This is a genomic window from Nocardia pseudovaccinii NBRC 100343 (assembly GCF_001613225.1).
GTDB classification, from domain to species: domain Bacteria; phylum Actinomycetota; class Actinomycetes; order Mycobacteriales; family Mycobacteriaceae; genus Nocardia; species Nocardia pseudovaccinii.
Genome location: NZ_BDBY01000126.1, coordinates 1 through 19398 on the forward strand (window position 1 = coordinate 1; position 19398 = coordinate 19398).

The window sequence follows — 19398 nt, forward strand, 5'->3', positions numbered from 1 at the left end:
AAAGGCTCTGGGCGGCGTGGACGCCTGCCGAAGTCGCGCAGCGGTTGTCGGATGTCACGGTTCCGTGGTGCGTGAGCGCGGGATGGGCGCTGGATCTGTTCACCGGCGGCGGGGCTCGGGAACACAGCGACCTCGAAATCGGTGTCCCGCAAGGCAGATTCAGCGAGGTTGTCGCTGCTTTTCCCGGTTTCGAGTGGGATGTTATCGGTGACCACCGAATCTGGCCGTTTCCGGCGAAGTCGGCAGACTTCCATCAGACCTGGCTACGCGAACCCGCGATCGGGCGCTATCGGCTCGACGTGTTTCGGGAACCGCACGTCGGTGATCGATGGGTGTGCCGCCGCGACCCATCGATCACCCTGCCCTACGAAGATCTGATTCGCCACACCAGCGAGGGCATTCCGTACGCGACTCCCGAAGTCGGGCTCCTGTTCAAGGCAAAGGCACGCCGCGACAAGGATGAAGCCGATTTCCGTCGTGCGCTACCCATGATGGACCGCTCCCAAAGGTCCCGGCTGTTCGAGTGGCTGTCGCGGGTGCACCCCGATCACCCATGGCTGGAAAGCATTTCGACCCACCAGGATTGACGGCTCAGACGGGTACTGTCACCTCCTCGAGGTCAACTGCTACGCCCGCCCTGCGCCCGGGCAGTGCGAGTGCGACCACCGCGCCCAGCAGAGCGAGTGCCGCACCGACTTTGATCGCCGAGCCGAATCCGTCAGTGAATTCATCCACTGAACCGTATCCACCGGTTGCGGCGAAAACCGCTGCCGCGATGGCGATTCCGAAGACGCCGCCCAGCTCGCGCATCATGCTGTTGGCACCAGCCGCCTTGCCGAGCATCGCGTGTTCGACCGCGCCGACCACCGAACTCTGTGCCGACGGCAGCACCATCGAGGTGCCGACGCCGGAGACGATGAACGGAACGACGAAGGAGCCATAAGCCATCGCCGGGTCGGCGATGGCGGCGATCCAGAGCATGCCGCCCGCCATCAGAGCCAATCCGCTCACCATCAGCGGCCGCTCCCCGATCCGGTCGGCCAGCGCACCGGCCACCGGCGCGCAGAAGAAGAGCGTGAGCGTCCATGGCAGCAGCCGCAATCCGGCGCCGAGTGGACCGTAGTGCAGGACCGCCTGCAGGAACTGCGCGTAGAAGAACACCTCACCGAACAGAGCGGCGAAGGTGAGGAATATGGCGGTATTTCCCACCGCGAAACCGCGATTCACGAAAAGCCGCATCGGGAACATCGGTTCGCGGGTGCGCGCTCCCCAGACGGCGAAGGCGATCAGCAACGCGATCCCGCCGACCAGCGCGATCAGCACCTCCGAACTCGACCAGCCCGCGATATTGCCGCGCACCAATCCCCACACCACACCGAATGCGCCGCCGGTGACCAGTGCCAGTCCAGTGCCGTCCACCGTGGTGTCGGGGCCGAAGCCCTCCGGAACACGGACCGCCACCAGTGGCAGCGCCAGCAGCCCGATCGGCACGTTCAGCCAGAAGATCCATTGCCAGGACAACCCCTCCGCGACGGCCCCGCCGACCAGCGGACCACACGCGACGGCGAGACCGGTGATGCCCTGCAGCAGCCCCATGGCCATACCGCGCTTCTCCGGCGGAAACGCCGCGCTGACCAGTGCCAAAGCCAGACTCGTGAGCAATGCCGCGCCGATGCCCTGCACCACGCGGGCGACGATGAGAATCGCGACGGAGGTCGATATCGCGCAGGCCCCAGACGCTGCGACGAAGATGCCGAGCCCGATCATGAACATCCGCTTGCGTCCGAAGCGGTCGCCGAGTACCGCCGCGGTCATCAGCAAGACTGCGAAGCTGAGGTTATATCCGTTGACGGTCCATTCGAGCGTCTGCAGCGACGCCCCGAGGTCGTGCCGGATGGTACTGAGTGCGGTGGCGACGACCAGGGTGTCCAGTGCCGCCATCAGCGACGCGACCGCGCCGAGTACCAGCACCCAGCGCTGTGTCACCGCCGAAACGATTGGTGTGCTCACGGTGATCCTTCCTTTGGTTTCGGTGTGCCAGATGGTTCGGGCACGCACAGATACCGACCGACCACCGCCCGAAACTCATCGCACCGATGAGTTCTGGGCGGCACGGCGGTCGATATTTCAGAGGGACACCATTCGGGACACCCCGGAAGGACTGCATATGACCGACAGCGACGAATTCGCCGCCCGTACCGCGCCGTATCGGCGTGAACTGCTCGCCCACTGCTACCGGATGCTGGGTTCGGTCGACGACGCCGAGGATCTGGTGCAGGAGACGCTGCTGCGGGCCTGGCGCGGATACGGCGATTTCGAGGGGCGCGCTTCGATGCGGACCTGGCTGTACCGGATCGCCACCAATGCGTGTCTCAATGCGCTCGAGCAGCGACGCCGGGTGCTGCCCACCGGATTATCCGAGCCCACCGCGGATCCCACGCGCCCGGTGAACTTCGCGCCCGAGATTCCTTGGCTGCAACCGATGCCGGATGTGCTCATCGCACCCGAGACCTCGGATCCGGCCGCCATCGTCACGGCGCGCGAGGGTATGCGGCTGGCATTGGTCGCCGCCTGGCAGCATCTGCCGCCGCGTCAGCGTGCGGTGTTGATACTGCGAGATGTGTTGCACTGGAGGGCCGCCGAGGTCGCCGAGCTGATCGGAGCCAGCGTGGCCGCGGTCAACAGCATGCTGCAGCGCGCACATGCGGCGCTCGCGGAACTGGAGCCGGACACGCCGGTAGCCGAGCCGAGCGACCCCGAAATCCGCGTGCTGCTGGACCGCTATGCCGCCGCATTCGAAGCCGCCGATATGGATACGCTCGTCACGCTGTTGCGGTCGGACGCGGTGTGGGAGATGCCGCCTATCGAGGAGTGGTTCCGCGGCAATACCACGATCATCGAGCTCGTTCGGGCAAAGTGTCCCTATAGCGCGGGCGAGGTCCGGATGGTGCCGATCGCCGCGAACGGTCAGCCCGGATTCGCGTTCTACCTGCGCGGTCGGGCGCAATCGCTGCAGATCCTTACGGTGACCGCGACCGGGGTCGCGCATGTCGTCTCGTATCACGACAGCTCGATGTTCGCGGCGTTCGGACTGCCCACGTCGTATGTGTCGCCCGAGCCCGCACTGCCATGAGCGATGATCTGCTCGAGCGGGCGGTCGCGTATCTGCTGTCGGCACTGCCCGGCATCGGTTCCGATCTGTCAGGGCCCACACCGTGCCAGGGCTGGAATACGCGCATGCTGCTCGCGCATGTGGACGAGTCGATTGCCGCATTGCGGGAAGGTCTGGCGGGTGGGCAAGTTCGGCTCACGCCGGGTGCACCACTACCGAATTGTGCGGGGACAGCCCATATTCGAAGTCGAGCCGTGGCGCTGCTCGGTGACTGGGCGAATGAGCACCCCGGGTCGGTGGTCGTCTTCGGGAAGCCGGTGCCCGCCCGCGTCCTCGGGACCGTCGGCGCTCTCGAATTGACGGTCCACGCTTGGGATCTCGCCGCCACCGATCGCAGAGCCCCGTCGATCCCGGAGCACCTCGCCCGCGAATTACTGTCGATCGCACCGGAACTCGTCCCGATCGCGGACCGGTGGCCCCTGTTCGGTCCACCGATCGAACCGCCGACCAGCGACCCGGGCGACCGGCTGCTCGCCTACCTCGGCCGAGTTCGACCGGCGTCCTGAGCATTCGAGCGCATCGGCGCAGGCTTCGCATACCAGCGAATACCTCGCACAAGACGCAACCTATTCGAGGCAAGCACTGGGTGTGCGCCGTAAACAGGACTGGCACGCCGAACTCGATCAGCGTCTCGCAGTACCAAAGCGCATAGGAACAGGGCCCTCGAACACCTCGCAGAAGGTGCACGGCACGTACCAAGGTGCTGCGTTATGGGCGGGCCGAGCGCTCAGTCGGGCGTCCGGGCATGGTCGCGGCGTGCTTCTGCGAACACGGCGGGATAGGCGCCCGGGAACCAGCGGTGCATGGCGACCGCGCCTGCGAATACCGCGGCGGCGACGGCGAGCGCTGAGGCACCGAGAACCGTTGCGGCACTGATCAAGCCGACGGCAATCGGCCCGGCGAACATGCCTATGTCATGCGTCAGACGCCAGGCGCCGAGGAATTCCGCACGTTGGCCCGGCGGTGCGACGCCCGCGCCGACGGTCATGATGATGCCGTTGCTCACGCCGTTGGCGAGCCCGAGCAGGACGGCGGCACCGGTGAGTTCGAGCGCCGTCGAGGTGACTGGCAGCGCCGCGAAGCCGACCGCGAACAGCACCATCGACGGCACGCCGGTGGCGCGGCTGCCGTAGCGATCGAGCAGGATGCCGCCCGGATAGGACAGCAGCACGTCCATTGCTCCGGCGATGCCGAATATCAGGCTCGTAGCGGCTGCACCTACGCCGATATGCGCGGCCCACAGCGGGAGCAGCGCGGTGCGCGTCGCCCTCGCACCACCCATCAGCAGTGCCGCCAGACCGAGTGTGCCCAGCACCCTGCGGTTTTCGACGACCACCGAACGCAGGGTGTGATCGGCGGCATCCGCATCGTCGGCGTCCGCCGAACGGATGGTGAGCATCGCCGCGCCCGATGCGACGGTCGTACCGAACTGCAACCACAGCGCACCGCTCGGCCCCATCGCATACACCATTCCAGCCCCGATGAACGGTCCGCAGAACGATCCGAGACGCGAGGCACCGGCCAGAGCCGAGAACGCACGCCCCCGCTCGTCCGGTGGCACAACAGCCACGATGTAGGACTGTCGCGCCAAACCCCATACCGCACTGGCGGTCCCATTGAGCAGCACACCAACCGCGAGCACCCCGGTATGCGGGGCGAAGATCGCGCACAGCACCCCGACCAGACCGAGGCCCGATCCGACGGCGATCGCCCAGCGTTCCCCGATGCGCGCGACGATCCGCCCGGCGGGCAGATCGGCCAGCACCATCCCCAATCCGCTCAGCGCGACGACGATTCCGGCGACACCGGCCGACGCACCCAGATCCAATGCGCGCAACGCGTACATGGGTGCGGCCGCGCCGGATCCGATGCCGTAGAGCACCACCGGCACGAACACAGTCCACAGCAGTGAACGCAGGCGAACGGATTCTGTTGTGGCGCCGACGCGCTCGCTCAAAGTGCCTGCGACATGCGAAGGCATCGGTGCGGATGGTCCTGCGCTCGACGGGCCAGGCAAACCTTGCTCTCGCCGAACGCTCATGCAGCACATGCCTTCCCGCGACGAACTCTCCCTGTCACGGCCACCGCGTACCAGTCGCATCAGCGTGGTGTAGCCGGTGCCGTTGGGCCCGACGATGGCAATAACTTCTCTCGGCTCGATGCGGACCGGTACAACCGCTCACTGCGCGAGCACCGGTCGCCGGGCGTGCCTGCTCTCCGGGCGCGGCAGCCCGAAGTGGTCGCGCAGTGTGGTTCCGGTGTATTCGGTGCGGAACAGGCCGCGCCGCTGCAGGATCGGGACGACCTGCTCGGCAAAGACCTCCAGACCACCCGGGTAGTAGGGCGGCATCACATTGAAACCGTCGGCGGCGCCATTGCGGAACCATTCCTCGATGGTGTCCGCGACCTGCTCCGGCGTACCGGCGAAGACCCGATGTCCACGGGCACCGGCGAGACGATGCAGCAGCCCGCGCACGGTGGGCCGTTCCCGCTGCACGATTCCGGCGACCACTTGCCGACGGCTGCGCTCGTTATCGGTGACATCGCCCGCATCGCTGAACAATTCGAGCGGCACCGGTTCATCAAGCGGCAGGTTCCGCAAGCTCTCCCCGGCGATGCCCTCCAACTGCTTCAGCCCGTATTCGGGCACCGTGAGCTCGTTGAACTCCCGCTCCAACTGTTGGGCCGCCGCCTCGGTATCGCCGATGAACGGGCTGATGCCGGGCAAGATCTTGATCTGCTCGGCGTCCCGGCCGAATTCGGCGGCCTTGGCCTTGATATCGGCATAGAACGCCTGCGCGTCTTCCAGCCGCTGGTGCGCGGTGAAGATCGCCTCGGCGTACTGGCCCGCGAAGGCCCGGCCGTCATTCGACGCACCGGCCTGTACGAGCACCGGATGTCCCTGCGGGGTGCGCGGCGCGTTGAACGGCCCACGCACACTGAGGTATTCGCCGACGAAGTCGATCGGGTGAATCTTGTCCGGATCGGCGTAGATGCCCGCCTCCTGGTCCAGCAGGATGGCGTCGTCCTCCCAGCTGTCCCACAGCGCGACGACCGCATCGACGAATTCGCGCGCCCGCGCGTATCGCGTCGCGTGATCGGGATGTTTGTCGAGCCCGAAATTCGCTGCGGCGAGGTCGGTGCCGGTGGTGACGATATTCCAGCCCGCCCGGCCACCGGAGATGTGATCGAGTGTGGAGAACAGCCTGGCCAGGTTGTAGGGCTCGTAGTAGGTGGTGGACGCGGTGGCGATCAGCCCGAGATGGGTTGTGGCCGTCGCGATCGCGGTCAGCAGGGTGATCGGTTCCAGCCCCGAGGCCGCATTGTGCTTGACATTGGTGCGCAGTGCGGGCCCGTCGGCGAAGAACACCGCGTCGAGTTTCGCGGCTTCGGCAGTGCGGCCGATCTCCTGGTAGTAGGCGACATCGTAGATCCGGTCGGGTCGGCTCTGCGGATGCCGCCAGGCCGCCTCGTGATGTCCGGAGGGGTAGATGAACGCATTGAGGCTGAGTTGGCGGGTCATGAGGCTTTCTTCTCATCGTGCAGGGCCGCGACATCGACGCCGAGGCTGGCGAGCAGCAGCTCGCGCAGGCGGTTGAAGTCCGGATCGATGTGGCGGCGTGGACGTTCCAGATCGATGCGCTGGTCGACGGCGATACGTCCCTCGTCGAGGACGAGTACGCGGTCGGCGAGCAGCACCGCTTCATCAACATCGTGGGTCACCAGCAAGACGGCGGGCTTGTGCCTGGCGCACAGGTCTTGCAGCAGCACATGCATTTTGATGCGGGTGAGCGCGTCCAGCGCGCCGAAGGGCTCATCGGCAAGCAGCAACTCCGGCTCCCGGACCAGGGACCGCGCCAAGGCGACGCGCTGCTGCTCACCTCCGGAAAGCTCCTTGGGCCAAGCCTTTTCCCGCCCGGCGAGACCGACTTCGGCCAGAGCGGTACGACCGCGCTCGGCGGCGTCGCCACTGTTCAAACCGAGAGTCACATTGTCGAGTACCCGATTCCACGGCAGCAGCCGCGAGTCCTGGAACACCACCGCACGTTCCGTCGGCACTCGCAACTCACCCGAGCCGAGCACATCGCGGTCCAGCTCGGCCAGCGCACGCAGCAAGGTGCTCTTACCCGAACCGCTGCGCCCGAGCAGGGCGACGAATTCGCCGCGCGCGATATCGAGATCGATACCGTGCAACACAACGCGGTCACCGAAACCCCTGCGCAGCCCGCGGGTTCGGACCACACTCAGTCCGCGATCGTCTGCCGCCATGACAACGCCCTCCGTTCCGTCGCGCGCACGGCGAGATCGCCGAACAATCCGAGCATGCCGTAGATCACCAGGCCGACCACGATGACGTCGATCTGGCCGTAGGTGCGCGCCTGCGTCATCAGATAGCCGATGCCGCTGGTGGCATTCACCTGTTCGACCACGACCAGCGCCAGCCAGGAAATGGTTACTGCCAGCCGCAGTCCGGTAAAGAATCCGGGCAGCGAAGCGGGCAACGCGATCCGGCGGATGAATCCCCATCGCGAAAGACCCACCGTTGCGGCCAATTCCACATACCGGCTGTCGACGCCGCGCAGTTGCGCGTGGGTATTGATGTAGATCGGAATCGCCACACTGGTCGTGATGACGATGAGTTTCATGTCCTCACCGATGCCGAACCACACGATGAACAGCGGGATCAGCGCCAGCGTCGGAATCGAGCGTTTGATCTGAATCGGCCCGTCCAGCAGGGCTTCACCGACGCGGCTCAATCCGGCGATCAAGGCGAGCACCACACCGATCACCACACCGAGCCCGAGGCCCCAGGCCGCACGCTTCAGCGAGGTCAGCAGGTTCGACTGCAGTCTGCCGTCGGCGAGCAGATCGCGTGCGGTCTCGGCGACCGTCCACGGCGCGGGCAGTGTCTGCTCATCCAGTGCGCCCGAGGCGGATCCGATCACCCATGCCGCGATGAGCAACACGGGTCCGATGGCGATGCCGAACGGAATCGGGCGGCCCGGTCCGAGCCGGGGCCGAGTCGGCTTGCGGCGGGCCAGAACCGGCTCCGCGGCGGTGCGTGAACTTCGTCCGATCCGGCCGAGTACACCGGCATCCAAGGTAGCCATTGCTATTTCGCCTTCGGTTCGAACGCGGCGCCGCTCTCGGTGACGGCCTGGGTGACGACGGCGTCGAAGCGCAGATCGAAATCGTCGGCGGCGCGCACCTTCTTGGGCAGTTCGCCCGCGTTGTCGATCGCGTCGATGGTGCCCTGCTGGCGATCGATGAGCTGCTGATCCAGATGCGGGAAGGTGTAGGTGCCGAACGAATCGACGATGCGTTTGGCATCATCGGCACTGACCTTCTGGTTCTCGACGTAGTACTTGCGCGCCCACTCCTCCTGGTGGGTATTGACCCACTGGTAGGCGCGAATATAGGCGGCGACCACCGCCCGAGTCGCGGCCGCCTTGGCCGGGTCGGTCACCGCGGCGCGGCGCGCGTACAGGTAGCCGACACCGCCGTAGATGCCGGTGGTCTCCGAATCCGGGATCAGCGAGGCGCCCGGGGTACGCAACAGCCGGGTGACGTTCGGTTCGGCCAGCGGCGCGATATCGACTTGGCCGGTGCGCACCGCGTCCAGGAACTCCGCGAGCTGCAGCCGGACCAGTTGCACATCAGTGGGTTTCAGCCCGGCCTTGGCTATCGCCCGCAGCACCGCGGCCTGCTGGGCGGTGCCCTCCGCGTAGGCGATCTTCTTGCCCTTCAGGTCGGCGAGCGTGGTGGCCGTCCTGCCCGGCGCCACCGCGAGTTTCAGTGCGTTGGGATTGGATTGGTAAGCCGCGACGATCGGCACATCCTGACCGGCGACCTGCGCATGGATCGGCGGGACATCACCCACGGTCGCGACATCGGCGGCGCCGGCTCGGAATGCCTCCAGGATGGCCGGTCCACCGATGAAATTGGCGAACTCCACCTTGAACGGCAACTTGTCGAGCTCGCCGGAGAACTGGAGTACCGACTTGAACCGCTCTTGCTGATCGGCGAGCACGAGCTTTGTGCCCGCGGGGATTTCGGTGGGCAGCGGGGCGTCGGTTTTACCGACCGGCTTGTCGTCGCTCGCGCAGCCGGTCACACCCAGGCTCGCAACGGTCGCCGCAGCGAGCAACGCGGCAATAGTGCGGCCGCGCAGGCCGGTCAGGAACGTACGTGGTCGGAACATGCGGTGATTGAATCAAGACGAAACCGGCACGCATACGGTTTGCCTTAGCATGATTCCAACGCAGCGCCCGATGCCGACTCAGCGCGGCGCCGCCGCGGAGATCGTCGCACGCACCTGCTCCTGGTATCGCTGGATGAACGGCAGGATCTGCTGGTCGATGATCCGGTTGTACTCCTCGGGGCGCTGCATCGGATTGGCGTGTCCGGTATTTCGCGGCATGACGACCAGCAGCGAGCCGTCGACGCCACCGGCCCGCTCGATGAGTACCTGATGGGAGTACTCGACATCCACCACCCGGTCGTTATCCGGATTGCGCGGGCGGATGAAGACGATGGCCGGGCGCGGTTTGCCGTCGGCGGGCCGGGACAGCGCGCGCAGATCGTTGATCGCACCGCCCGCCACGATCGCCAGGAACTGCGTCTCGATCAGGCCGTTGCTTGCCACGTCTTTGGAGAAGACCTTGTCGCGCAACACTTCTTCGATGACATCGCGTATTGGCTCGAGCCGGACTCCGGGCAATCCGTTGGCCCCGCGATCGACGAATCGGTCACGGCGCGCATAGGTTTCGACCGCCAACCGCAGGGTGCGACTTTCCCGCGCCCCCGGCAGCCAGCCCATCCAGCGCACCATATCCTCGCCCGCACCGCGACTCTCCGGACGCACCGCGTTCAAATCCACCGGCGTGCAGTCCAGCATCACTCCCACCAGGCGCAGGTCGCTGTCGAGGTGGATATGCCGCGCGACCTCGAGCGCGATGACCCCGCCCATACTGTGTCCGACCAGCACAACGTTCTTCAGCCCCGACATCTGGGCGGCGCGGATGATCAGATCCGCGATCACCTTGGTGTCGATACCTTGATTGTCGTATTTGATGGCCCAGACCACTCCCATATCGCTGAGGGCGGGCAGCGCAGCCGCGGTATTGCTGGCATTGAGTCCACCGAGACCGACCATATCGACGACGACCGTGTCCCAATCGCGATCGTGCGCGGGGGTCGCGATCGGCAGGACGGCGGGTTCGGTGCGCGCGAGCCGATCGCGTTCGGGGGTGACGTCGTGCACCCAGTACTGGGCGAACACGATGAGCCCAGCGAGCAATATCAAGGCGACCCGCAGCAGCGCCAACCTGGTACGGCGCAACGTCTGCCACCCGTGCCGGAGACGAGTCTCCCGAAGCCGGGCCCTCCGTCGCGCGTCGTCCCAGTCCGAGACGGTGGACGGGTGCCGATCGTCCAACGGCGACATCTTCTCCACTCTAGGGACGGTTCGCGAGTGCTGCCAGGCGAGTGCGCGTGGCAATCGCCGAGTTGGCGGCGGAAGTATTCGCCGACAACCGGCCGCAAACCCACGACCAGCAGGTCGAGGTGACGCGCGCCGTCGCAGGTCCGCACCAGCTCGAGCGCTGGAATCTGGTGCCTGTGTTCAGTATTGAGCCGTGACGACGACTGTTGCCGCGATCAGGGCAGTTCGCCGGTTTCGGCGAGAGTGGCGAGCTTGCCGAGGGAGATGCTCCAGCCGAGTTCGTTCTGGTCGAGCGGGACACCCTCGGGCAGTCCGTCGTGGACGACGTTGATCTGGGTGCCGCCGTCGGCGTCGATCAAGTCGATTGTGATGGTCATCTCGCCGGTCACCGATGGATCGTCGGTCTCGAATTCGACGATCTGGACGACCTGCTCATCAGCAACCAGCTGCACGAAGCGGCCGTGGAAGGTATCGGTCTGCGCGGTGGTTTTGCCGGTGTCGGTCGGCTCGTCCTAGGTGAGCGATATTCGGAAGGTTCCGCCCTCGCGCGGGTCGAATTCGTGCACCTCGCTGGTCATCCCGGTCGGCACCTGCCAGGCTGCCACCGCGTCCGGGTCGAGAAGCAGGCGATAAATGGTTGCCCGCGGCGCTTTCACATGCCAGCCGATCCGAGTGGAAGCCACGGGGCAACGCTAGTCGCGCCGGACAATCCGCGGAATCGCCTGAAGGCCGCCACAGCTCACCGGGTCGCCAGCCCATCCACCAGTCCCGCCGCACTCACCACGCAGCCGAGGCCTCTCCGCTGCCGAGCGACGCATCTCACCGAGACAGCCGGGGCCGCCGCGAAAATCTAATGACCGAGTGCAGACCAACCCGGCGTGAACCAACCAGGTGCAGCGGCAGAGAACCGCGCGCGATCCCACCCACCCGCACCCGCAGGCACCGCGCCGACCAACTCGACTCCGGTAAGCCGAGGTAAATCACTACGATTGCACTCGTCCGCCAACCCCGGCTCGTCCGGCCAGGAGCCGATAACCAGCCCCGCACAGCGGACACCGGCGGATGACAGTGCGCGCGTGGTCAATTCGCTGTGGTTGAGAGTCCCGAGTCCAGCCGCGGCGACCACGAGCACCGGAGCATCGAGCTTCTGCGCCAGCTCGAGCAGCGTGAATTCGCCGAGGCGGACCAGCAATCCGCCCGCGCCTTCGACCAGGGTCAGATCCACATCGGCGAGAGAGTCGATGGCGGCGGCGGTTTCACTCAGCGTCAACAGCGGCTGCCCGCACCGACGCGCGGCGGTGTCCGGAGCCAGCGGATCGGGATAGCGCGCGATCTCGACCGTTCTCGTGACACCGGTGAGGCGTTCGACCTCGGCTAGATCGCCGGGTTCACCCGGCGCCACACCGGTTTGGGCCGGTTTGCACACCGCCACCGACCGACCGGCGGCCAGCGCGGCTGCGGCCAGCGCGGCGGTCACCACGGTCTTACCGACCTCCGTCGAGGTACCGGTCACGAACAGCACGCTCATGCGATCACCAATCCGCGCGCCTGCGCCAGCACCTCGCCGAGGACCGTTGCGATGGTATCGAGTTCGCCGGGAGTCAAATTCGCCCGTGCGGTGAGCCGTAGCCGCGATGTCCCCTCGGGCACCGTCGGCGGACGGAAGCATCCGACATCGAGTCCACGTGCGCGGCATTCCTGCGCGGCGTCATACGCGACCTGCGCCTCTCCGAGCACCACCGAGACAACCGCCGAATCCGGTTCCGCCACACCGGCAACGCGCGCGATATCGGCGGCGCGCTCCAACACCCGACCCGCCATCTCGGGCTCTCGACGCAACAACCGCAGCGCCGCCCGCGCCGCTCCGACCGCGGCGGGTGCGAGTCCGGTATCGAAGATGAACGTGCGCGCCGCATCGATCAGATGCGCACGCACCCGCTCGCTGGCCAACACCACACCACCCTGTGCGGCAAAAGCTTTCGACAGGGTCGCGGTCACGACGAGATCCGGTTCCCCGGCCAAGCCGACCTCGTGCACCAGCCCGCGCCCACCCACGCCGCGCACACCGAGCCCGTGCGCCTCATCCACGATCAGTACCGCGCCATTCGCCCGGGTGACCCGGTGCAACTCGGCCAGCGGAGCCATATCACCGTCGGCACTGAATACCGAATCGGTAAGTACCAGTGCCCGTTCCTCGGTCCGATCGGCCAGCAACCGCTCGACCGCCTCGACATCGCAATGCGCGGCGATCTCCACGCGCGAACGCGAGAGCCGGCAGGCATCGACCAGCGAAGCGTGGCTGGCCGCATCGGAGACGACCAGCGCGCCCCGCCCGGCGAGCGCGGTCACCACTCCGAGATTGGCGGCGTAGCCGGAGGCGAAGACCAAACCGGCCTCGGCCCCGACGAATTCGGCGAGTTCGGTCTCGAGTTGCTCGTGTTCGGAAGTGGTGCCGGTGACGAGCCTGGATCCGGTGGACCCGGTGCCCCAGCGTCGCACGGCCTCGATCGCGCCCTCGATGACCTCCGGATGACGTACCAGCCCGAGGTAGTCGTTGGAGGCGAGGTCGATCGATGGCGACTGTGCCGCACGGGGGCGCAGCTCACGGCGCAGCCCGAGGCGCACGCGCTCGGCGGCGCGTTCGTCGAGCCAGCCCAACGGATCGGTAGTCACAGCTCCGCAGCATACTTGAACACCGTTCAAGCCGCATGGGCGGGGTCTGGTACTGGTACCGTGGGAGCCAATCGTTGAAGGTCGCCACCGACCGACGGTGGCGCGGCATTTCCGCCAAAGGGAGTGGGGCCGAATGCCACGGTGGGCGATAGTCGTCGAAGAGACAACAGGTTCCGGCGATCACAAGCGTTGGTCGCCGCGGGTGCTCGCGGAGGTGGTCGGCACGCGCGAGCAGGCCATGGCCAAAATGCACTCGCTCGTGCCAACTTTCACCCCGCAGCATCCGAGACTTCCGGGTCGCCGCGTCCTGCTGCGCGACGGCGACGACTACCTGCTGATCGCCTCCGGCTGGGCCGACGATTACCACTGCGTCTTCCGGGTCTGGGAGATCGTCTCCGACACCGACCGTCCCGAGAACGCGGGAACCGCGCACGAAACCCGCAAACGCGCCTGACGCGTCAGGCCTGGGCGGCGGCGACCATACCGGCGGTAATGCGTTCGATGTCCTCGGTCGTGCTGATGAAGGGCGGCATGGTGTAGATCAGATCGCGGAAAGGACGCAGCCAGACGCCCGCTTCGACGGCGGCGTGGGTGGCTTTGCGCATATCCACCGGATGATCGAGTTGCACAACGCCGATCGCCCCCAGCACCCGCACATCCGCCACCCCGGGCAGCGAACGCGCCGGGACCAGACCGGCATTCAGCTCCGATTCGATACGGGTCACCTCGGCGCGCCAATCCCGTTGCAGCAGTAGCTCGATCGAGGCCACCGCGACCGCGCAGGCCAGCGGATTACCCATGAAGGTCGGACCGTGCATGAGACCGCCGTGCCCGGCGCTGATGGTCTCCGCGATCCGGGAGGTGCAGAGCGCGGCGGCCAAGGTCAGATACCCGCCGGTGAGCGACTTGCCGACACACATGACATCCGGGCTCACCCCGACGTGATCGGCCGCGAAAAGCGCTCCGGTGCGCCCGAATCCGGTCGCGATCTCATCGAAGACCAGTAGCACTCCGTACTCGTCGCTCAGGCGCCGCAGATCGATCAGATACCGCGGATCGTGCCAGCGCATCCCGCCCGCACCCTGTACGACCGGCTCCACGATGACGGCCGCGAGTTCCTCCGCATGCGCGGCCAGCATCCGTTCGAACTCGGCCACGTACTCGGCCGAATACGCACGCGGCGGTGCCGGTGCGAAGATCTGCTCGGCGAGCACATCGGTCCACAGCGCGTGCATGCCGCCCTGCGGATCGCACACGCTCATGGGCGTGAAGGTATCGCCGTGATACCCGCCGCGCCAGGTGAGCAGCCGCCGCTTCTCCGGCTTACCCGCGGCGCGCCAGTACTGCAGGCACATCTTCACCGCGACCTCGACCGATACCGAACCGGAGTCGCACAGGAATACTTTGTCCAGACCGGCGGGCGTCAACTCGACGAGCAACTCGGCCAACCGAGCCGCCGGTTCATGAGTGAGCCCACCGAACATCACATGACTCATCCGCTGCGACTGTGCCACCAGGGCGGCATCCAGTACCGGATGCCGATAGCCATGGATGGCCGCCCACCACGAACTCATCCCGTCGACCAATTCTCGACCATCGGCGAGGGTGAGCCGGGTTCCGGAAGCACCGGAAACCACCAGCGGTTCGGTCGTCGCGGGAAAGCCGCCGTAGGGATGCCAGACATGTTCGGCGTCGATGGCGGTGATCTCGTGCGGGGTCAATGCCACAGGATTCCTCGGGTCGCGTGACAGCCCGGGCGGGGCTTGAACGGTGTTCAAGTTACCACTCGAGCTGCGCGCGCACGATCCCCCGTCGATTTCCACACCGGCTCGACCGTTCCGACGTATTCTTTGACTCAGTCAAACATTGGGAGCCGCCGTGACCACCGTTGCCGCCGCCGATATCGCTGCCGTGCGCGAATTCAACCGCCGCTACACCCGGGTCATCGGGGTGCTGCGCGAGGGCCTGCTGGACAGCGAATATTCACTCACCGAAGCGCGAATCATGTTCGAACTGGCCGACTCCGGCGCGAGCGAGGTCGTCACGCTGCGCCGCACGCTCGACTTGGACCCCGGCTATCTGAGCCGCATCCTGGCCCGCTTCGAAAAGGACGAACTGGTCCAGCGCAATCGCTCCGAAAGCGATGGGCGACGCCAAGAGGTCCGGTTGACCGACCGCGGCAGGGAGATCTTCGCCGTGCTCAATCAGCGCTCGAGCGCGGAAGTCGGCTACCTCCTCAACGCGCACAAACCGGCCGAGCGCGCGCGACTGATCACCTCCATGCGCACCATCCAGCGCATACTCGACGGGCCGGGACTCGGCGAATTGGTGCTTCGCGTCCCGAAACCAGGCGATTACGGCTGGGTCATCCAGCGCAATGCGGCGCTCTACGCCGCCGAATACGGATGGGACACCAGCTACGAGGCGCTCGTAGCCCGCATTGTCGCGGACTATCTGGACGACCACGACGAGCGTCGCGAACACGCCTGGATCGCCGAATACGACGGCGAGCCGGTGGGCTGTGTCTTCTGTGTCGCGGAGAACGAGACCACGGCCCGGCTGCGGCTACTGCTGGTCGAACCGACCGCGCGTGGCCTCGGCGTCGGCTCCGCACTGGTCGAGCGCTGCGTGCGATTCGCCACCGAGGTCGGCTACCGCGACATGGTGCTGTGGACCAACGACATCCTGACCTCCGCGCGGCATATCTATCAGCGCGCGGGTTTCGAACTCGTCGAATCGAATCCGCACCACAGCTTCGGCCACGACCTGGTCGGCCAGACGTGGCGACTGACGCTGCCTGCGGCAGTGAAACTCAGTCGCTCAGCGCCTCGTGTACGCGACTGAGCGATTGTCGCAGCTCAGCCAGCCCTCGCTCGCTCAGAGTCGCCACCAGCTTCCGCTCGATCCGTCTGATCCGCTCCGCCGCCACACCGAGCGCCGCATGCCCCTCGGCAGTCAGCACTACGAGCCGTGCCCGCCGATCATCCGGGTCGATCTTCCGTTCCACATAGCCGCACCGCTCCATATGCGTCACCAACTCCCCCATCGACTGCTGGGTCATGCCCGCTTCCTCGGCCAACGCACTGATACGCGACCCTTCCGGCGCCAGATAGCGGAACACCGCGTAATGCGCCGGGCGCAGATCGTCGCGCAGCGCCGCCCGCAATTCCCGATTCAGCTCGCGTTCGAGGGCGTGCGTCGCCCGACCGAGCAGCTTCAACAGCGTGGTGTGCGATTCAACCGTTGACACATTATGAAGGTTACCTTTATATCTGGAGATATGCGAGACACACTCACCTTCCGCGACGGCCACCGCATAACCTTCGTCGAACGCGGCGAGGACGAGCATGGCCCCTACCTGCGGCTGGAACATCAACTGCCGGAAGCGGACCGGCAGGCGGGCCGCCATTGGCATCCGGTGCTCAGCGAATCGTGGACGCTGCGTAGCGGTCGGCTCCGCTTCAAGATCGATGGCACGGAAACCGTTGTACATCCGGGTGATTCGCTCACCGCACCGCCGCGCGCGGTACACGAGTTCTGGAGCGAGGCGCCCGATACCGTCTTCGATCACGAGATCCGGCCGCCGCTGCGGCATTGGGAGATGTTCCAGCTCTGGCACAACCTCGACGCCGCACACAAGACCACCGTCGGCTCCCGGATGCCGCGCGACCCATTGGCGCTGGCATTGCTGTGGGATTACCAGGACGGCTATCTCGCGGGCATCCCGGTCTGGCTGCAGCATGCGGTATTCGGCGGACTCGCCCGGCTGGCCACCCGGCTCGGCTACCGGCGGCGCTGGCTCGAAACCGGCCCCGACCAGGACTGACTCGCCCGGCCGCAACCACCCGCACGGAGCGCGATCCGGCTGGCGCTAGTGTCGTTGACATGGCTCAGCCCGACGCAGCGCCCGGTGAGGTGACACCCCTCGGTGTCTGGCCCGGCACCGCCTACCCACTGGGCGCGACCTACGACGGCGCAGGCACCAATTTCTCGGTGTTCTCCGAGGTTGCCGACGCGGTCGAACTGTGCCTGATCGCCAGGGACGGCACCGAAACCAGAGTGCCGCTGGAAGAGGTCGACACCTACGTCTGGCACGCCTATCTCCCGACGATCGGACCCGGCCAGCGCTACGGCTTCCGGGTGCACGGACCCTACGATCCCGAGCACGGATTGCGCTGCGATCCAAGTAAATTGCTGCTCGATCCCTACGGCAAGGCCTTCGATGGCGAATTCGACAACGACTCCTCGCTCTACACCTACGGCGAGGATTCGCTGGGGCACACCATGACCGGCGTGGTGATCAACCCGTTCTTCGACTGGGGCGCCGACCGTCCACCGAATCGGCCCTACCACGAGACGGTCATCTACGAGGCACACGTCAAGGGCATGACGATGACGCATCCCGACATTCCGGAGGAATTGCGCGGGACCTACGCCGGTATCGCACATCCGGCGATCGTGGAGCATCTGAAGGAACTCGGCATCACCGCGATCGAGCTGATGCCCGTGCACCAATTCCTGCACGACCGCGTCCTTTTGGATCAGGGTCTGCGAAACTACTGGGGCTACAACAGCTTCGGCTACCTGGCCCCGCACAACGAATACGCGGCCAGCCCACGCGGCGGTGCGGCGGTCACCGAATTCAAGGCCATGGTGCGCGCACTGCATGCCGAGGGCATCGAGGTGATCCTCGATGTCGTCTACAACCACACCGGCGAGGGCAATCATCTCGGGCCGACCCTGGCCTTCCGCGGGATCGACAATGCGGCCTACTATCGCCTGGTCGACGAGGACCCGTCGCACTACATGGACTACACCGGCACCGGTAACAGCCTGAACGTGCGCCACCCACATACGCTGCAGTTGATCATGGACTCGCTGCGCTACTGGATCCTGGATATGCACGTCGACGGGTTCCGCTTCGATCTCGCTGCCACGCTGGCACGGGAACTGCACGATGTGGACCGGCTCTCGACCTTCTTCGATCTGGTGCAACAGGATCCGGTGGTCAGCCAGGTGAAGCTCATCGCGGAGCCCTGGGACGTCGGCGAGGGCGGCTACCAGGTCGGCAATTTCCCCGGCCAATGGACCGAATGGAACGGCAAGTACCGCGACACCGTCCGCGACTACTGGCGCGGGGAACCCGCCACCCTAGGCGAATTCGCCTCCCGGCTCACCGGATCCTCGGATCTGTACGAGGTCACCGGGCGCAGGCCGAGCGCGAGCATCAACTTCATCACCGCGCACGATGGCTTCACGCTGCGGGATCTGGTGTCCTACAACGAGAAACACAACGCGGCCAATGGCGAGGGCAATCGCGACGGCGAGAGCTACAACCGCTCGTGGAACTGCGGGGTGGAGGGTCCCACCGACGATCCGGAGATACTCGCATTGCGCGCCAGGCAGAGTCGCAATCTGCTGGCCACGCTGGTGCTCAGTCAGGGCACCCCAATGCTCGCTCACGGCGACGAGATGGGCCGCACCCAGCAGGGCAACAACAATGCCTACTGCCAGGATTCACCGCTGGCCTGGATGGATTGGTCACTAATGCAGACGAATTCGGACCTGTTCGAATTCACCAAGCGGGTGATCGCACTGCGTACGGCGCATCCGATATTCCGGCGCCGCCGCTTCCTCGCGGGGCGGCCGATCCGCTCGAAAGAGCACGCCCGCGATATCGCCTGGCTCACCCCGGCGGGTGAGCAGATGACACCCGCTGACTGGGACAGCGGTTTCGGCAAGTCGCTGACGGTCTATCTCAACGGCCTCGGCATCAACGAACCCGGCCCGCGCGGCGAGCGCATCACCGACGATTCGTTCCTGCTGTGCTTCAACGCCCACGACAGCGGACTCGACTTCGTACTGCCCGATCCGGATTACGGCGCCGAATGGGCTGTCGCACTGGATTGTTCGGTGCCCGACGGCCGTGCCGATGCCACCTACCCGGCGGCGAGCACCGTCGCCGTCCCCGCCCGTTGTCTGCTCGTCCTCCACTGCCCCGCATAACCGAAACCGCCGATGACCGAGACGCCGAAGATCGAGACGCCCAAGTCCGATATGCAGACCCACCACACCGACCCCATCTCCCGCGGCCGCACCCCGGCCCGGC

Annotated in this window: 19 protein-coding genes and 1 pseudogene; 8 read left to right on the forward strand and 12 right to left on the reverse strand. The window is 66.1% G+C overall.

Going from position 1 to position 19398, the window contains the following annotated elements; all coding sequences use genetic code 11:
• Positions 1-587: nucleotidyltransferase domain-containing protein (locus tag NP3_RS49150; protein WP_063041832.1), on the forward strand; the 587-nt coding region annotated here is incomplete at its 5' end.
• Positions 588-591: 4 nt separating this feature from the next.
• Here NP3_RS49150 and NP3_RS15200 read toward each other — a convergent pair.
• A complete protein-coding gene (locus NP3_RS15200; protein WP_063041860.1) occupies positions 592-2010 on the reverse strand; it encodes a DHA2 family efflux MFS transporter permease subunit in 1419 nt (472 codons plus the stop codon).
• A 157-nt stretch (positions 2011-2167) separates the two neighbouring features.
• Here NP3_RS15200 and NP3_RS15205 point away from each other — a divergent pair, with 157 nt between their 5' ends.
• The gene (locus tag NP3_RS15205; protein ID WP_063041834.1) at positions 2168-3133 is read left to right on the forward strand and encodes a sigma-70 family RNA polymerase sigma factor; all 966 of its coding nucleotides are present in this window, start codon (positions 2168-2170) and stop codon (positions 3131-3133) included.
• On the forward strand, positions 3130-3678 hold the full coding sequence (locus NP3_RS15210) for a maleylpyruvate isomerase family mycothiol-dependent enzyme (protein ID WP_063041836.1): 549 nt from the start codon (positions 3130-3132) through the stop codon (positions 3676-3678). The genes NP3_RS15205 and NP3_RS15210 overlap by 4 nt, the downstream gene beginning before the upstream one ends.
• Before the next feature lie 221 nt (positions 3679-3899).
• On the opposite strand, the gene NP3_RS15215 is transcribed toward NP3_RS15210, so the two are convergent.
• The 6 genes from NP3_RS15215 to NP3_RS15240 all read right to left on the reverse strand — a co-directional run bounded on the left by NP3_RS15215 (position 3900) and on the right by NP3_RS15240 (position 10619).
• On the reverse strand, positions 3900-5153 hold the full coding sequence (locus NP3_RS15215) for an MFS transporter (RefSeq protein ID WP_063041838.1): 1254 nt from the start codon (positions 5151-5153) through the stop codon (positions 3900-3902).
• Positions 5154-5351: 198 nt separating this feature from the next.
• Entirely contained in the window at positions 5352-6695 is a 1344-nt protein-coding gene (locus tag NP3_RS15220) for an LLM class flavin-dependent oxidoreductase (protein WP_063041840.1), read from the reverse strand.
• Positions 6692-7441, reverse strand: a complete 750-nt coding sequence (locus NP3_RS15225; protein WP_084508603.1) for an ABC transporter ATP-binding protein — start codon at positions 7439-7441, stop codon at positions 6692-6694. The genes NP3_RS15220 and NP3_RS15225 overlap by 4 nt, the downstream gene beginning before the upstream one ends.
• A complete protein-coding gene (locus NP3_RS15230) occupies positions 7417-8283 on the reverse strand; it encodes an ABC transporter permease (protein ID WP_063041842.1) in 867 nt (288 codons plus the stop codon). The genes NP3_RS15225 and NP3_RS15230 overlap by 25 nt, the downstream gene beginning before the upstream one ends.
• Before the next feature lie 2 nt (positions 8284-8285).
• On the reverse strand, positions 8286-9374 hold the full coding sequence (locus NP3_RS15235) for an ABC transporter substrate-binding protein (protein WP_084508604.1): 1089 nt from the start codon (positions 9372-9374) through the stop codon (positions 8286-8288).
• Between the two features lie 78 nt (positions 9375-9452).
• Entirely contained in the window at positions 9453-10619 is a 1167-nt protein-coding gene (locus NP3_RS15240) for an alpha/beta fold hydrolase (protein WP_063041866.1), read from the reverse strand.
• A gap of 47 nt (positions 10620-10666) precedes the next feature.
• Here NP3_RS15240 and NP3_RS47960 point away from each other — a divergent pair, with 47 nt between their 5' ends.
• The gene (locus NP3_RS47960) at positions 10667-10813 is read left to right on the forward strand and encodes a hypothetical protein (protein WP_157124336.1); all 147 of its coding nucleotides are present in this window, start codon (positions 10667-10669) and stop codon (positions 10811-10813) included.
• An 18-nt stretch (positions 10814-10831) separates the two neighbouring features.
• On the opposite strand, the pseudogene NP3_RS15245 reads toward NP3_RS47960, so the two are convergent.
• The 3 genes and pseudogenes from NP3_RS15245 to NP3_RS15255 form a co-directional block, all read right to left on the reverse strand.
• Positions 10832-11299: pseudogene (locus NP3_RS15245) on the reverse strand (SRPBCC family protein).
• A gap of 167 nt (positions 11300-11466) precedes the next feature.
• Positions 11467-12144 (reverse strand): dethiobiotin synthase, encoded by a 678-nt coding sequence (gene bioD, locus NP3_RS15250; protein WP_063041844.1) that lies wholly within the window; start codon positions 12142-12144, stop codon positions 11467-11469.
• Positions 12141-13289, reverse strand: coding sequence for an 8-amino-7-oxononanoate synthase (locus tag NP3_RS15255; protein ID WP_063041846.1), 1149 nt, complete (start codon positions 13287-13289; stop codon positions 12141-12143). The genes bioD and NP3_RS15255 overlap by 4 nt, the downstream gene beginning before the upstream one ends.
• A gap of 133 nt (positions 13290-13422) precedes the next feature.
• On the opposite strand from NP3_RS15255, the gene NP3_RS15260 reads away from it, so the two are divergent.
• Positions 13423-13743: a hypothetical protein gene (locus NP3_RS15260; RefSeq protein WP_063041848.1), complete on the forward strand. Its 321-nt coding sequence runs from the start codon at positions 13423-13425 to the stop codon at positions 13741-13743.
• A gap of 4 nt (positions 13744-13747) precedes the next feature.
• On the opposite strand, the gene NP3_RS15265 is transcribed toward NP3_RS15260, so the two are convergent.
• Positions 13748-15016 carry an adenosylmethionine--8-amino-7-oxononanoate transaminase gene (locus NP3_RS15265; RefSeq protein WP_063041850.1) on the reverse strand — a complete coding sequence of 423 codons (1269 nt, stop codon included), beginning with the start codon at positions 15014-15016 and terminating at the stop codon, positions 13748-13750.
• Positions 15017-15167: 151 nt separating this feature from the next.
• Between NP3_RS15265 and NP3_RS15270 the strand changes: the two genes are divergently transcribed.
• Positions 15168-16133 carry a bifunctional helix-turn-helix transcriptional regulator/GNAT family N-acetyltransferase gene (locus NP3_RS15270; RefSeq protein WP_063041852.1) on the forward strand — a complete coding sequence of 322 codons (966 nt, stop codon included), beginning with the start codon at positions 15168-15170 and terminating at the stop codon, positions 16131-16133.
• Here NP3_RS15270 and NP3_RS15275 read toward each other — a convergent pair.
• Positions 16102-16539: a MarR family winged helix-turn-helix transcriptional regulator gene (locus tag NP3_RS15275; protein WP_063041854.1), complete on the reverse strand. Its 438-nt coding sequence runs from the start codon at positions 16537-16539 to the stop codon at positions 16102-16104. The two genes, NP3_RS15270 and NP3_RS15275, sit on opposite strands and share 32 nt — an antisense overlap.
• Before the next feature lie 30 nt (positions 16540-16569).
• Between NP3_RS15275 and NP3_RS15280 the strand changes: the two genes are divergently transcribed.
• Both NP3_RS15280 and glgX read left to right on the forward strand, forming a co-directional pair.
• Entirely contained in the window at positions 16570-17115 is a 546-nt protein-coding gene (locus tag NP3_RS15280) for a cupin domain-containing protein (RefSeq protein ID WP_063041856.1), read from the forward strand.
• 59 nt (positions 17116-17174) lie between these two features.
• The gene (gene glgX, locus NP3_RS15285; protein ID WP_063041858.1) at positions 17175-19295 is read left to right on the forward strand and encodes a glycogen debranching protein GlgX; all 2121 of its coding nucleotides are present in this window, start codon (positions 17175-17177) and stop codon (positions 19293-19295) included.
• Positions 19296-19398 lie beyond the last annotated feature (103 nt).